Raw genomic sequence first — 13949 nt, 5'->3', positions numbered from 1 at the left:
TTGCTCCAGGCCGTGCCGATCCAGAACGCGCAGCACACTGAAATGGCCACACCCGCGGCCAGCGCGGACAGCAGCGCCATGCCATGGTCGCGGTGCAACGCGGCGTTGGGGTCGCGGGCAGCGTGGGCTTTATGTGCCGAAGCCCGTTGTGGTGCGCCCGCCAGGCCGGCGTGGATTTCGCGGCGCAGCGCCAGGCATTCGTCATAGGTGTCGACCAGTTCGCGCAGCCGCGTCATCAGGCTGGCCAGCAACACGTCGCGCCAGTTGGAGCGGCTGTCGATCGCGGGCGTGAGCCGGGTCGCCGCGGCGCGCAACTGCACCGCGGTTTCGTGCGTGGCCTGGGCGCCGGCGTTGATCCATTCGGAGATGTCTGCCAGCAGGGCCGAAACCGGCTCCGGTAGTGGCTGGCCGCCAGCCTGCAGGGCGCGCATGCGGTCTTCCACGGCCGACACGGTGGGCGTCAGGGCCGCGATCTGGTCCTGCATGGCTCGCACCGCGCCGGAGGTCCAGCGCAGGTTGCTGGTGTCGAAAGGCACGTGGGTGGACATCAACCGCAGCTGGGTGATGTCGTTGGCCAGCACGCGGCGGTCGCGGTCCTTCTGTTCGGTGGCCTGGCCGCTGAGCGTGTCGTGCATCCAGTTGCGGGCGTCGCGCACCGCCTTGTCCAGCATCAGCGTCAGGGCAGGGGCCAGTCCGCGCGGCAGCACGATGCTATGGATGAGCGTGGCGCAGACGATGCCCAGGCTGATTTCCTCGACGCGGGCCAGCGCGGTGTCGAACACCAGGGCTGGGGCCGTCACGCTGGGGAAACCGATCATGGCGGCGGTATAGCCCGCCAGCATGAACAGGTACGAACGCGGCGTGCGGTCCAGTACCGACAGGTACAGGCAGGCGCCCACCCACAGCACCATGGCGGCGGTCATGACCACCGGCGAATTCGACAGCCGCGGCACCAGGTAGACGGTGGCGGCCGAGCCGAAGAAAGTGCCGGCCAGGCGGTACAGCGCCTTGGAGCGCACCGCGCCCGACCAGGGCTGGGCCACTACATAGGCAGTGGTCATGGCCCAGAACGGACGCGGCAAACCCATGCTGTAGGCCAGGTAGAGCGCCATGATGGCGCTCAGGTAGCTCTTGAGCGAGAAGATGCTTTCGCGGACGTTGGGGAGTTTCACGCTTGTTCGTCCTGCGCTTGGGCGCCCGCGCCGCCGCGGCCCAGCGTCACTTTCAGGCTGTCGAAGACCCGCAGGCAGGCTTCCAGATCCGCTTCGCTCACGCCCCGGAACAGGCGGCGGCGCAAATCGACCAGGACGTCCTCCACCGTGGCGCGCAGCGCCTGGCCGGCGTCGGTCAGGTGCAGGGTCTTGGCGCGGCGGTCGTGCGGGTCTTCGCGACGTTCCATCAGGCCGGCGGCGACCAGTTGGTCCAGCACCCGCACCAGCGAGGGGCCTTCCACGCCCAGCGCCTCGGCCAGCGCGCCCTGGCGCACGCCGTCTCCCAGCCGGCCGGCCAGGATCACGGGCCAGGCGGTGGCCTGGGACAGGCCGTAGTCGGCCAGTGCCTTATCAGCGGCGCCGCGGTAGGCGCGCGACAGCACCATCAGGGCAGAGGTGGTGGCCATGAGCTGGGAGTCGGTGGGCGTGTTCATGGAATAGATTGTATCCTATCTATTAGCTTACTATTAATTGAAAATGACGATTATCTCCATGGATTTTCTCAATCGGGAAAATAGGGGTCGGGTTTTCCAGCTATGGAAAACCGAAGGTCAGGAGGGCGGGAGTTAAGGGAAAGACAGGCGCGGCAGCGGCGGCCGCGCCCCGGCGCTCAGCCGTTGCAGTCCGCCCAGCAGTTGGGCGTTTCGTACAGGCGCACGCGAGTCAGCCGCAGTTCGGCGCCGTAGTGGCCGTGGTAGTGCGGGGCCAGGGTCTCGAAGGCGATGGCGGCCAGGTTTTCGGCCGTGGGGATGCGGTCCAGCACCACGGTCTTGTGGCCGGGCAGGCTGTCCAGGAAGCCGCGGACCGCGGCGTCGCCCTCATAGACAAGGAAGGCATGGTCCCAGACGTCCACGATGTGGGTCTTGGCGATGTGCTTGATTTCGGAGAAATCCATCAGCATGCCGTTGTCGGACTCGCCGGGCGCCTGCACCACGTCGCCGGTCAGGGTGATTTCCAGCACATAGCGGTGGCCGTGCAGGTTGCGGCACTGGCTGCGGTGGTCGGGAATGCGGTGGCCGGCGTCGAATTCCAGCCTGCGGGTCACGGAAATCATGGCGCGCTCCGCAGGGGGCAAGGGTAAATCATGGAATGCCTATGTATTTGTGGGTCTGCAGGCTGAGCCGCCATTGCGGGTGCTGCATACAGTACTGGACGGCTTGCTCGGTGTTGGCCGCGCGCGCGGGGCCGTCCATGGGTTGCAGGAAGAAGTGGTCGAAGTCCAGGTGCGCAAAGGCTTCGGGGCGCGCGTTGGCTTGCGGATAGACCAGCTTGAGCTCGTCGCCGCGTTCCAGGACCACGGGCGCCGTGCCCTTGGGGCTGACGCAGATCCAGTCGATGCCGGCGGGTGGCTTGATGGTGCCATTGGTTTCAATGGCAATGGTGAAGCCGCGCGCGTGCACGGCCGTGAGCAGGGGCGCGTCCAGCTGCAGCAGCGGTTCGCCGCCGGTAAAGACCACGTAGCGGTCAGTGGCGCCGGGGCCCCAGGCCGCGGCGATGGCGTCGGCCAGCAGGTCGGGCGTGGCGAACTTGCCGCCGCCTTCGCCGTCGGTGCCGATGAAGTCGGTGTCGCAGAAGGTGCAGGCGGCGCTGGCGCGGTCGCTTTCGCGGCCGGTCCAGAGGTTACAGCCGGCAAAGCGGCAGAAGACCGCCGCGCGGCCTGCATGGGCGCCTTCGCCCTGCAACGTCTTGAAGATTTCTTTGGCGGAATAAGTCATGTTGGTGCCGGCGGCCGGACGCTGGATAAGGGCGGACCCCGGATAAATCAGGCAAAAGCGCATTATTTTACTTTGCGCGGCGCATCTATACTTGCGGCCTATGTTTCACGTCCAAGATTCCATCTACCTCGATGAACGCGACCTGGCGTTCACCATGATCCGCGCCCAGGGCGCGGGCGGCCAGAACGTCAACAAGGTGTCCAGCGCCGTGCACCTGCGTTTCGACGTGCGCGCCTCCAGCCTGCCCGAGGAAATCAAGGACGCTTTGTGCGCGCTGAGCGACCACCGCGTCTCCAAGGACGGGGTCATCGTCATCAAATCGCAGGCGTTCCGCAGCCAGGAAAAGAACCGGGCCGAAGCCATCGAACGCCTGATCGCCATGGTGCGCGCGGCGGCGCGCACCGACAAGCCGCGCCGCCCGACCAAGCCCACCCGCGCCTCGCAACGCCGGCGCGTGCAGCGCAAGGTGCTGCACGGCGAAGTCAAGCGCCTGCGCGGCCGAGTCCAGGGAGACTGACCGTGGCCGACCCGCGCCGGCGCTACCTGTACACGCTGGGCGTGCTGTTCGCGCTCATCTGGACGGCATTGGCTATCGCGCCGCACGATCGCGCGGATTGGGCGCTGGAGAATGCGCTGGTGCTGGCCTTTGGTGCGGCGCTGTTCTTCACGCGCCGCTGGTTCGTGTTTTCGCGGACCTCGTACACGCTGATCTTTCTCTACCTGTGCCTGCATGCGGTCGGCGCGCATTACACCTATTCGCTGGTGCCTTATGACGACTGGTGGCGGGCGCTGACGGGCCATAGCTTCAACGGCATGGTCGGCTGGGAACGCAACAATTTCGACCGCGTGGTGCATTTTGCCTATGGCCTGCTGCTGGCCTATCCCATCCGCGAGATCTTCTTGCGCGTGGTTGAGGTGCGCGGCTTCTGGGCCTACTTCCTGCCGATGGACGTCACGCTGTCGACCTCGGCGCTCTATGAATTGCTGGAGTGGGGCGCCGCCGCCACCGTGGGCAGCGAGCTGGGCGCGGCCTACCTGGGCACCCAGGGCGACATCTGGGACGCCCAGAAGGACATGGCGCTGGCCGCCGCCGGCGCCGTCATTGCCATGGCCATTACCGCGCTGGTCAACCGCCGCGCCCGCCGCGACCTGGCGCGCGACTGGGCCGACAGCCTCAAGCCGCGCCGCCAGCCTGGCGGGTAGCGCGGGCGCCCGTGTGGGCCTGGCGCTGATCCTGGCGCTGGATGTGGCGGCGGAACAGATCGGCCATGGTCGCCGCCGCGAGCGACAGCGGCGTTCCCCGTAGCGTCATGATGCCGATATCGGCGACCGGCATGGGCGCGTCCGCCAGGATCTGGCTGGCCTCGCCGCCGTAAGGCTGGATTTCCAGCATGCCGGACGGGCAGATGATCAGCGCGTCGCTGCGGACCATCAGGTTCCACATCACGCCGAAGGTATCGCAATCGATCACGCGTTCCGGCGCCTTCAGGCCGTTCGCGCGCAGGCCTTGCAGAAACGCGTCGGTGTGGCTGCCGCCCGATACGTTGAGCAGCCATTCGCAGTCCACGATATCTTCCCAGCGCGTGGCTTGCGCCCGCGGATGGCCGCGCCGGCAGGCGATCATGAACTCCAGCGGCCGCAGCGCCTCGAACTCGAACTCGTGCCCGCTGTCGCCGCCCATCACGCCCGAGGCCAGCGCGAAATCCAGGGCACCGTTGCGCAGCGCGGGCAGGACCGCCGCCAGCAAGCCTTCCGAAACCTTGAGCTTGGCCGCAGGCATGCTTTGCCTGAAATCGCTCAGCACGTCGGGCAGTACGCTCAGCATCACCATGGGCGTCACGCCCACGGCCACCCGCGCCTGGGCGCCGCTGAGCAACTGGCGGATGTCCTGGCGCGCCAGCGTGAGCTGGGCCTGGGCGAGCTGCGCCCGCACCGTCAGATGTGCGCCGCATTCGGTGATCGCAATGCCCTTGGGACTGCGGGTGAGCAGGGGCGCTTCGAGTTCGGCTTCCAATTCCTTGATGGCCTTGGTTACCGCGGCCTGGCTCAGGTGCAAGCTGCGCGCGGCGGCCCTGATGCTGCGCAGTTCGGCGACCTTCAGCCAGGCGCGGAGGTGGTGGTCCTTCATTCGATCCTCGATAGCGACAACTAGCAGTTGTCACCTTAACAAAGAAATAGCCTTATGCGCAGCGCGGGCGATCTCTAAGCTTCACGACGACAAGACCCGGTGCAGTCCCGTACTTCAGTTCAGGAGCAAGCCATGCAGATCTTTTCCCGTCGTGTCCGACAGGCCGTTTCATTGTGTTTTGCCATGCTGGGAGCGGCCAGCGCCGGCACGGCCCAGGCGGATTGGCCCGAGCGGCCGGTCAAACTCATCGTGCCGTATGTGGCGGGATCCGGTCCCGACGTGGTGTTGCGGCCGATCGCGGATGCGCTGGGGCGCGAGCTGGGCCAGCCCGTGATCGTCGACAACCGCGGCGGGGCGGGCGGCATCGTCGGCACCCAGATGCTGGCCGCCGCGGCGCCGGACGGCTACACGATAGGTTTCGGCAACCTGGTGACCTTGGCGATCAACAAGAGCATGTATGCGAAGCTGCCGTACGACCCGCAACGCAGCCTCGCGCCCATCAGCCTTGCCATCAGCAACGCCCTGGTCCTCATCGCCCGCAATGATTTCCCGGCCAGCAATGTGAGCGGCCTGATCAGCTACGCCAAACAGCATCCGGGCAAGGTCAGCGTGGGGTCGCTGGGCGTGGGCTCCAGCGCCCACTTGGCGGGCGAGATGCTCAAGAGCGAGTCGGGTACCACCATGCTGCACGTCCCCTACAAGAGCGGCCAGCAGGCGGTGGTCGACATCGCGGGCGGGCAGCTTGACGTCATGATAGACAACGTCGCCGGCGTGCTGCCCTTCATACGTTCCGGCCAGGTCAAGGTGCTGGGGGCGACCAGCCTGGCGCGCGTGCCGGTCCTGCCGGACGTGCCCACCATCGATGAGTCCGCCCTGAAAGGATTCGAAGTGGTGTCCTGGGGCGGCATCGTCGCGCCCGCCGGTACTCCCAAGCCCATCATCGACAAGCTCAATGCCGCCATCGCCAAGGCGCTGCGGGATCCCGCTGTCCTCAAGCTCAATGAAACGCTGTCCGTCGACGCGACGCCTTCCACGCCCGAACAGTTCGCCAGCCTGATCGCTACCGAGATTCCGCGCTGGGGCGAAATGGTGAAACGTTCTGGCGCGTCGGCCGACTGACCGCGTTCACAACCATCCGGAGCCCTCATGACGAACGAACTCTGGCGCTGGAGCGCCGTCGACCTGGCCCAGGCCATCCGCAATCGGGACGTTTCCAGCCGGGAAGCCGTGCAGAGCTGCCTGCAACGGGCGGAGCAACTCAACCCGGTCTTCAACCCCTTGACCGAGATCTACGTAGATCAGGCCCTGAAGGCGGCCGACGCCGCCGACGCTGCGGTGCGCGCGGGAGCGCAATTGGGCATCCTGCACGGCGTGCCGGTAACGATCAAGGCCAACGCCGATCTGGCCGGATCGGCCACGACCAATGGCGTCGTGGCGTACCGGGACCTTATCGCCCGCGAGAACAATCCGGCGGTCGACAACTGGCTCAAGGCGGGCGCGGTCGTCATCGGCCGCAGCAATGTTCCGGCATTCTCCTGGCGCTGGTTCTCGGACAACGACCTGCATGGCCGCACCGTCAACCCCTTCGACGCTGCGCGCACGCCGGGCGGATCCAGCGGGGGCGCGGCCGTTGCCGCCGCCCTGGGCATGGGGCCGCTGGCGCACGGCAGCGACCAGGGCGGATCGATCCGCTACCCGGCCTACGCTTGCGGCGTGGCGGGGCTGCGGCCGTCGCAAGGCCGGGTGCCGGCCTATAACGCCAGCCAGAAGTCGGAGCGTCCGGTCGCCTCCCAGTTGGCTGCGACCCAGGGGCCATTGGGCCGGACCATCGCCGACTTGCGGCTGGGCTTGGAAGCCATGTCCGACGGGGATTCCCGCGATCCGTGGTGGGTGCCGGCGCCGCTGGATCTGCGGCGGCCAGGCGACAGCCGGCGGGTGGCGCTGTTCTGCGGCACCTCGGCCTTGAAGCCCGATCCCGCCGTGCTGGACGCCTTGCTGTGCGCGGCGAAACACCTGGAAGACGCGGGCTACATCATCGAAGCCGCGGCGCCGCCCAGGTTCGAGGACGCCGCCGAGCTCTGGCGCAATGTGCTGATGAACGAGGCTTCCGGCTCCATGGGCCGCGAAATCGAGCGCGCCGGCGATGCGGCGATCCAGCGCGCGTACCGCAGCATGCTGGCGCACACCTCGTCCCTGGACAAGGACGGCCTGGTCCAGGCGCTGGCCATGCGCACCACCATCCTGCGGGAGTGGGGCGCATTCTTCGAACGCAACCCGGTCCTGCTCATGCCGGTATCGTTCGCGCGCCCGTTCACGGTCGACCAGGACCAGCAAGGCGACGCGGCCATGGGCGACATGCTGCGCGCCCAGAGTCCGCTGGTTTCGACCGCGATACTGGGTTTGCCGGGCCTGTCGGTCCCCGTCGGCCTGGCGGACGGCGTGCCGATGGGCGTCCAGCTGGTGGCGGGGCGATTCCGGGAAGACCTGTGTCTGGCCGCGGGCGAGGCCATCGAGGCGCGCGCGGGATGGTCCGTATTGGACAGGTGCCCGGTCTGAGCGACGCGGCATGGGATGGGGAAGGGCGCCGGCGGGCGATAGCCTCGGGCGGATAGTCTCGGGCGGATAGCCTCGGGCGGATAGCCTCGGGCGGATAGCCCTGACCGCCGCAGGGGCATGACTATATATCGAATAGTTCCGATATAAGATTCGATAAATTGCGATATTTGAATATGACTGCCTCCACTTCCAGCCCAGACCCCGCCGCCGCTGTACCGGCCATCGACGCCGACGCCATCCTCAAGGCGCTGGCCAATCCGGTGCGGCGCGACATCCTGGCGTGGCTGAAGACGCCGCATGCGTACTTCGAGGAACGCCCGGGCCATACCTTCGAGCATGGCGTATGCGCGGGCCACATCGACGAACGCTGCGGGCTGTCACAGTCCACCGTGTCTTCGCACCTGGCCGTCTTGCAGCGCGCTGGGCTGATCTCGGCCACCAAGGCGGGGCAGTGGATTTTCTACCGTCGCAACGAAACCGTCATTGCCGCGTTCCTGCGGCGATTGAATCAGGATATGTAGCTCCCCCGCTACGCCGCCAGCGGCCCCCCTGAGCCGGGGCCAAGGATTTACCTATGAACCAACTTTTCGAACCCCTGCGCGCAGGCGATCTGACGCTGCGCAACCGCATCGTCATGGCGCCCTTGACGCGCATGCACGCCAGCCCGGGCCGCGTACCCAACGACCTGATGGTCGAGTACTACACCCAGCGCGCCGGCGCCGGCATGATCCTGACCGAAGCCACGGCCGTCACGCCGCAAGGCGTGGGCTATGCGGATACGCCGGGCCTGTGGACCCCCGAGCAGGTCCAGGGCTGGCGCAAGGTCACGTCTTCGGTGCACCAGGCCGGGGGCCTGATCGTGGCGCAGCTCTGGCACGTGGGCCGCATTTCCGATCCCATGTTCCTGGACGGCGACCTGCCCGTGGCGCCCAGCGCCATTGCGGCCAAAGGCCACGTCAGCCACGTGCGTCCGCAGCGCGCCTACGTCACGCCGCGAGCGCTGGAAACGGCCGAGATTCCGGGTGTGGTCGAGGCCTATCGCCATGGCGCGAAGATGGCCATGGAAGCCGGCTTCGACGGCGTGGAAGTGCATGCCGCCAACGGCTATCTGCTGGACCAATTCCTGCAGGACAGCACCAACCACCGCACTGACGCCTATGGTGGTTCCCTGGAAAACCGCGCGCGGCTGCTGCTGGAAGCGGTGGACGCCTCCATATCGGTGTGGGGCGCGGGCCGCGTGGGCGTGCACCTGTCGCCGCGCGGGGAAATCCACACCATGGGCGATTCCAATCCGGCCGCCACGTTCGGTTATGTGGCGCGCGAGCTGGGCAAGCGCGGCATCGCCTTCCTGTGCGTGCGCGAATACGAAGCCGCCAACAGCCTGGGTCCGATGCTCAAGGCCGAATTCGGCGGTACCTACATCGCCAATGAAGGATTCGGCCGCGAGTCCGCCGAGGCAGCTATCGCCGCGGGCCGGGCCGATGCGGTGGCCTTTGGCGTGCAGTACATCGCCAATCCGGACCTGGCGCGCCGCTTCGAACTCAAGGCGCCGCTGAACCGGCCCAATCCGGCCACGTTCTATGCCCCGGGTCCGGGCGGCTATACCGACTATCCGGCCCTGGCGTAGATGAAAGGCCTGGCCCTCAAAGCACGGCGCGCATCGGATAGGTGAACAAGCCGAAGTGCGCCGCGTTCAGGCCCAGATGCGCCAGCACCGCCGCAGCCAGGCCGCCGTACCGGTAGGCCAGGCCGTAGGCCACGCCGGCCAGGCTGGCCAGCAGCATCCATTGCCAGCCACCCGCGTAATGCGCCAGGCCGAACAACACGGCCGCGACGATCAATGCCGCCCACGGACCCCAGGCGCGGCCGCTCCATAGGGCCGTCAGCCGCTGCTGCAGGTAGCCGCGGAACAGCGCCTCTTCGGCCAAGGTCACCAGCAGGGCATTGTTGATCAGCCAGATCCAACCCGAAGGCGGCCATTTGGGAGCCCAGCCCGCCACGCCCAGCGCCAGCGCGCAGCCCATGCAGACGGCAACTGCTGCCGCGCAGGCCAGGAACGCCGACGACAGCGTCGCGCGAAAATCCGCACCCGCCATCGGCGGCGCCATTGCCAGCACCACCCAGAACGCCACCAGCGGTTTGTCCAGGTTCAGGTACATGCCGAAAGGCACGGCATCCGGACTCAGCGGCGCCGGCGCGATGACCTGTGGGTTGTGAAAGCCTGGCAGCAGGTGCAGGAAAAGCAGCGCCGCCAGCGCGACGAAAAGGGCGTGGCCCGCGGCGCGCGCGGTTGCGTTCGATGCCGGACGGACCAGCGTCGCGGCCAGGACCAGCAGTGCAGGCCAGGCCAGCGCGATGGGATCTATCGTGCCCTCGGCCCAGGCCCAGGCGTAGGCGGCGGCCAGCGGCGCCAGCGCCCAGCGCCGCGTGGCGGGCGGCCATAGCATGGCGGCGGCAAGAAACAGGGAGGACCAGGGACTAAGCAGGGGCATGGATGTCGACACAGGCGAAAGCGCAGAGTGTAAATGCTGTCCGACGCAGGCCGTTTGGCATTGCGCAATCCACCCGGCGGCTCGCCTTCTGACGCCGCGCCCCGAACAAAGGTATCCTGGCGCCTGCCGGATACCTGGGAGCAAGCTATGAAGATGATCGCGTGGTTGATGTTGGCGGCGGCGGTGCTGCCTTTCGTATCGGCGATAGTCGCCAAGGCGGGCGGACAGAAGTTCGACAACAATGATCCGCGCGCCTGGCTGGCGCGCCAGGATGGCTGGCGGGCGCGCGCCAACGCGGCGCAGACCAATACCTTCGAATCGCTGCCGTTCTTCTATGCGGCCGTGCTGTTCGCGCTGTATACCCAGACGCCGCCCGCGCATGTGGCCACCTTGATGGCTTGCTGGCTGGGCGTGCGGCTGGGCTACCTGGCCATGTACCTGGCGGGCTGGGGCGCGCTGCGTTCGCTGGTCTGGACGATCAGCGTGGGCTTCATCATCGCGATCCTGTTCTCCGGCGTTTAAGGGGCGGCAGGCATGCGCAAGCGGCGCGTTGCGGCGCTGGCGGCCTTCGCGTTGCTGGGCTTCGTCTATTTCAACAACGCCGACCGGACCGTGCCCGATCCCGGCGCGCGGGCGACGCTGCTGGCGCATCGCGGCATCGCGCAGCGCTACGACACGGCGGGCATGGAGCAGGACACCTGCACCGCGACCCGCATCGTCGCGCCCTCGCACGGCTATCTGGAAAACACCATCGCGTCCATGCGCGCCAGCTTCGACGCCGGCGCGGACATCGTGGAGATCGACGTCCACCCCACCACCGACGGACAGTTCGCCGTGTTCCATGACTGGACGGTCGACTGCCGCACCGAGGGCCGCGGCGAGACGCGCGCGCACACGATGGCCGAGCTCAAGGCGCTGGACATCGGCTATGGCTATACCGCCGACGGCGGCAAGACCTTTCCGTTCCGCGGACGCGGCGTGGGCTTGATGCCCACGCTGTCCGAAGTGCTGGAGACGTTTCCGCGCCAGCGTTTCCTGATCAACGTCAAGAGCCGCGACGCGGCCGAGGGCGCGGCGCTGGCGGCCGTGCTCAATGGCTTGCCGTCCACGCGGCGGGCCGACTTCATGGTGTACGGGGGCGAGGAGCCGGTAGCCCGGCTGCGCCAGTTGGCGCCGGACGTGCGGACGCTGACGCGCTCGGACTTGAAGTCCTGCCTGTTGCGCTATGTGGCCGCAGGCTGGAGCGGCCATGTGCCGCAGGTCTGCCGCGGCATGGTGTTGATGGTGCCGGTGAACGTCGCGCCCTGGCTGTGGGGCTGGCCCGGCCGCTTTCTGGAACGCATGGATGCGGCGGGCAGCAGCGCGTTCCTGATCGGCCCTTACGGCGGCGAGGGTTTTTCCACCGGCATCGACACGCCCGAGGACATCCGCCGCGTGCCGGCAGGATACGCGGGCGGAATCTGGACCAACGAAATCGAAGCCGTGGCGCGCGCGTTCAAGCGCGGGCCATGAAGGCTGCTATTTCCATTCGAACACGGCGCGCGCGCTGCCCGCGTTCTGCACGGACACTTCGCGTTGCTGCGCCTGGCCGTTGTAGGTGGCCGAGATCTTGTAGTTGCCGGCCGGCAGCTTCACCAGCATGTACGGACCTTCGGCGGTCACTTGCAAGACGGACTTGCCATGCGCGTCGCTGATGGTGACGGCGACATTGGCGACGTAGTCGGCCTTGCCGTCGCGTTGAGCTGCGAACGTCAGCACCAGCGGATAGTCTTTTGCGGCGGCCTTCATGGCTTCGGATTCGTCCAGCCCGATGCCGCCGCTGACGTACTGCACCGAGCCTTGCTGTTGCACCGGCGGCAGGCCCGCCTGGGCGGTGGACAGGATTCCGGCAAAGGCCATGCTGCCCAGCGCCGTCGCGGCGGCCATGGTGCAGCGTTCTATACGCTTGTTCATGAGACTCTCCTGGATAGGACGACCTGCGCGCTTGTTTGGCGCGCATGAACAATTCGACCCGCATGCCGGCGTGGAGTTCGCGTTCGCGGGCCTCCGATATCAACCGATTGTTTCCGCAGCCTATGCAAGCGTACTGCTAGCCGTGCGCCAGGAGAATGTCAGCCGGCTTTCGCCGCTGACCGAGCCGTCCGGGGCAAAGCGCCTTTCATCCAGCTGTCCGGCGCCATCGCCGCGCAGCGCCAGTACGCTGGAACTGCGGGTGCCATAGTTCGGACTGACGATGAAGGGGCTGCTCAATAGTCTTTCCCGATCCAGCGGTAGGCCGGTGGCGGGCAGCTCGGCGTCGCTGGCGGGCTGACGGTCGGCCAGCGCGGCCATCAACGCGGGCAGGTCCGGCTGCGGTCCGCTGCGCAGCACGGCTTCGAATGCCGCCTTGGTGCGGGCCAGCTTGGGCCAGGGCGTGTCCAGCAAGTGGTTGGACAGGGCGTAGACGCCGGCAGCCAGGCGGCGCGGGCCGCCGTCGCGGTTGCTGAGATACCAGGCTTCCTGCGCATCGCCCACGATCAGGTTGAAACCGTTGTAGGCCTGGCCCATGGCATGGACCTGCGCCAGGTAGTCGGCCGGAGAGACCGCGCCGCGCAGGTAGTCTTCGACCAGCGCGCCGCGCGAAGGCGCGTTCTGGATGATCTTGCCGGGTTCGCGAAAGTTGGTCACCAGGGCATGACGTCCGCCGGTCGTCGCGCCCATCCAGCTGCCGCCAGCCAGGCCGTCGCGGCCCGCATAGACCTCGGGCGCATCGGGCCATTGCGCGGCCGGCAGCGTGGGGCGTTGGTGGAACTCGTCGCGGTTGGCGGCGATCAGGACGGGGATGCCCGGCAAGGCATGCAAGGCCAGTACGGCAAGACACATGATTCAGACCTGGTTGGCGGGTTTGTGGGGAAGAGCCTGGCCTGGCGTGGCCGCGAAATCGGGGCCGGCCAGTGCGGCGCGCAAGGCTTCGATCTGGGCCGCCACGTCGCGCAGCGCGGGCGAGGGCGAGGCGACGGCGGCAGGCGGAATGGCTGTGCCTTGCGCCACGGCGGCGCTCATCTGGTGCAGGCACCCGGCCAACTGCGCCAGTTCCGCGGCGCTGGGCGCAGCCTGATCGGCGGGCAGCGACCAGGCCGTGTCGGAAATGGCGTTGGCGACCCGCTCCAGCGCGACCTCCACCGGCCACCAGGCCAGCGCGCGGCGGCTGACCAGGCGGGGCTCGGACAGGCCGCGCTGCAAGGCGATGCGCAGGTCGGAGAGCCGCGCATAGGCGCTGGCGCGCAGGTCGTGGCGGCTGGTGGGATCGGCCTGGAACACCGTGTTCAGATAGGCGGCCAGCGTGTCCATGGCGGCGGCGACCGTGTTGTCCAGGTTGCTGCGTTCGATCCGTATCCACGGCAGGTAGCCCACCAGCAGCACGATGCCCGCAGCCACGGCCACGTCGATCAGGCGCGCCAGCGCGATGGGCCAGCTACCCGGTTGCAGCGCGCCGATCAGCAGCATCAGGATAGGCAGCAGGATGGCCGAGAACAAGCCGTAGTTGCGCCGCACCGACCAGGGCAGCAGGGACGCCAGCGCCGCTACCGTCAGCAGGCTGACGATGCCGTTGCGGTCCAGCGCCAGCACGGTGGCGCTGATCGCCACGCCGACCACGCTGCCGGCGCAGCTTTGCAGCGCCCGCGCGAACACAGAGCCGAAGTTGGGCTTGAACACCACCACCACGATCAGCGGCACCCAGTAGGAGCGCGGCAGCGAGGCCGCCAGCGCCACGGCTTCGGCGGCGATCAGGCACAGGCCCAGCCGCAGCAGGTAGCGCAGCGTGGTGGGCCCCGGCCGGTAGGTGCGCGCCAGCACGCGCCAGGGC

General features: G+C 67.7%; 17 protein-coding genes. 8 read left to right on the top strand and 9 right to left on the bottom strand.

The features are described 5' to 3' along the window. The 4 genes from WBB14_RS14110 to queE form a co-directional block, all read right to left on the bottom strand. Positions 1-1172: FUSC family protein (locus tag WBB14_RS14110; RefSeq protein ID WP_424240386.1), on the bottom strand; the 1172-nt coding region annotated here is incomplete at its 3' end. Then, on the bottom strand, positions 1169-1645 hold the full coding sequence (locus tag WBB14_RS14105; protein WP_424240385.1) for a MarR family winged helix-turn-helix transcriptional regulator: 477 nt from the start codon (positions 1643-1645) through the stop codon (positions 1169-1171). The genes WBB14_RS14110 and WBB14_RS14105, both read right to left, overlap by 4 nt. 176 nt (positions 1646-1821) lie before the next feature. Next, on the bottom strand, positions 1822-2265 hold the full coding sequence (gene queD, locus WBB14_RS14100; protein WP_424240384.1) for a 6-carboxytetrahydropterin synthase QueD: 444 nt from the start codon (positions 2263-2265) through the stop codon (positions 1822-1824). A gap of 28 nt (positions 2266-2293) precedes the next feature. Next, positions 2294-2926, bottom strand: a complete 633-nt coding sequence (queE, locus tag WBB14_RS14095; protein WP_207473205.1) for a 7-carboxy-7-deazaguanine synthase — start codon at positions 2924-2926, stop codon at positions 2294-2296. Between the two features lie 100 nt (positions 2927-3026). Here queE and arfB point away from each other — a divergent pair, with 100 nt between their 5' ends. Together arfB and WBB14_RS14085 are read left to right on the top strand one after the other, a co-directional pair. Then, positions 3027-3443, top strand: a complete 417-nt coding sequence (gene arfB / locus WBB14_RS14090; RefSeq protein ID WP_424240383.1) for an alternative ribosome rescue aminoacyl-tRNA hydrolase ArfB — start codon at positions 3027-3029, stop codon at positions 3441-3443. 2 nt (positions 3444-3445) lie between these two features. Then, the gene (locus WBB14_RS14085) at positions 3446-4129 is read left to right on the top strand and encodes a DUF2238 domain-containing protein (protein ID WP_424240382.1); all 684 of its coding nucleotides are present in this window, start codon (positions 3446-3448) and stop codon (positions 4127-4129) included. Here the strand turns inward: WBB14_RS14085 and WBB14_RS14080 are convergent. Further along, positions 4101-5054, bottom strand: a complete 954-nt coding sequence (locus WBB14_RS14080; RefSeq protein ID WP_424240381.1) for a LysR substrate-binding domain-containing protein — start codon at positions 5052-5054, stop codon at positions 4101-4103. The two genes, WBB14_RS14085 and WBB14_RS14080, sit on opposite strands and share 29 nt — an antisense overlap. Positions 5055-5186: 132 nt before the next feature. Here WBB14_RS14080 and WBB14_RS14075 point away from each other — a divergent pair, with 132 nt between their 5' ends. The 4 genes from WBB14_RS14075 to WBB14_RS14060 all read left to right on the top strand — a co-directional run bounded on the left by WBB14_RS14075 (position 5187) and on the right by WBB14_RS14060 (position 9237). Next, positions 5187-6173 (top strand): Bug family tripartite tricarboxylate transporter substrate binding protein, encoded by a 987-nt coding sequence (locus WBB14_RS14075; protein ID WP_424240380.1) that lies wholly within the window; start codon positions 5187-5189, stop codon positions 6171-6173. A 27-nt stretch (positions 6174-6200) separates the two neighbouring features. Then, positions 6201-7610, top strand: a complete 1410-nt coding sequence (locus WBB14_RS14070) for an amidase family protein (protein WP_424240379.1) — start codon at positions 6201-6203, stop codon at positions 7608-7610. 173 nt (positions 7611-7783) lie between these two features. Then, positions 7784-8131: an ArsR/SmtB family transcription factor gene (locus tag WBB14_RS14065; protein WP_424240378.1), complete on the top strand. Its 348-nt coding sequence runs from the start codon at positions 7784-7786 to the stop codon at positions 8129-8131. A gap of 53 nt (positions 8132-8184) precedes the next feature. Continuing rightward, the gene (locus WBB14_RS14060) at positions 8185-9237 is read left to right on the top strand and encodes an alkene reductase (protein WP_424240377.1); all 1053 of its coding nucleotides are present in this window, start codon (positions 8185-8187) and stop codon (positions 9235-9237) included. Between the two features lie 16 nt (positions 9238-9253). Here WBB14_RS14060 and WBB14_RS14055 read toward each other — a convergent pair whose 3' ends face one another. Continuing rightward, positions 9254-10102, bottom strand: coding sequence for a lysostaphin resistance A-like protein (locus WBB14_RS14055; RefSeq protein ID WP_424240376.1), 849 nt, complete (start codon positions 10100-10102; stop codon positions 9254-9256). Between the two features lie 147 nt (positions 10103-10249). Here WBB14_RS14055 and WBB14_RS14050 point away from each other — a divergent pair, with 147 nt between their 5' ends. Together WBB14_RS14050 and WBB14_RS14045 are read left to right on the top strand one after the other, a co-directional pair. After that, positions 10250-10624 (top strand): MAPEG family protein, encoded by a 375-nt coding sequence (locus tag WBB14_RS14050; RefSeq protein ID WP_424240375.1) that lies wholly within the window; start codon positions 10250-10252, stop codon positions 10622-10624. Positions 10625-10636: 12 nt separating this feature from the next. Further along, on the top strand, positions 10637-11614 hold the full coding sequence (locus WBB14_RS14045; protein ID WP_424240374.1) for a glycerophosphodiester phosphodiesterase family protein: 978 nt from the start codon (positions 10637-10639) through the stop codon (positions 11612-11614). Between the two features lie 6 nt (positions 11615-11620). Here WBB14_RS14045 and WBB14_RS14040 read toward each other — a convergent pair whose 3' ends face one another. The 3 genes from WBB14_RS14040 to WBB14_RS14030 form a co-directional block, all read right to left on the bottom strand. Beyond that, on the bottom strand, positions 11621-12055 hold the full coding sequence (locus WBB14_RS14040; protein WP_424240373.1) for a carboxypeptidase-like regulatory domain-containing protein: 435 nt from the start codon (positions 12053-12055) through the stop codon (positions 11621-11623). Between the two features lie 120 nt (positions 12056-12175). Continuing rightward, complete coding sequence (locus tag WBB14_RS14035; protein WP_424240372.1) at positions 12176-12964, bottom strand: NRDE family protein; 789 nt, start codon at positions 12962-12964, stop codon at positions 12176-12178. A 3-nt stretch (positions 12965-12967) separates the two neighbouring features. Then, positions 12968-13949 (bottom strand): FUSC family protein (locus tag WBB14_RS14030; RefSeq protein WP_424240371.1); only part of this gene is annotated, 982 nt, incomplete at its 5' end.

This window comes from Achromobacter sp. (genome assembly GCF_049647645.1).
In the GTDB taxonomy this organism is placed as follows: domain Bacteria; phylum Pseudomonadota; class Gammaproteobacteria; order Burkholderiales; family Burkholderiaceae_B; genus Achromobacter.
The sequence above is the reverse complement of the archived record's forward strand: the minus strand, read 5'-3'. Positions and strand labels throughout refer to the sequence as shown.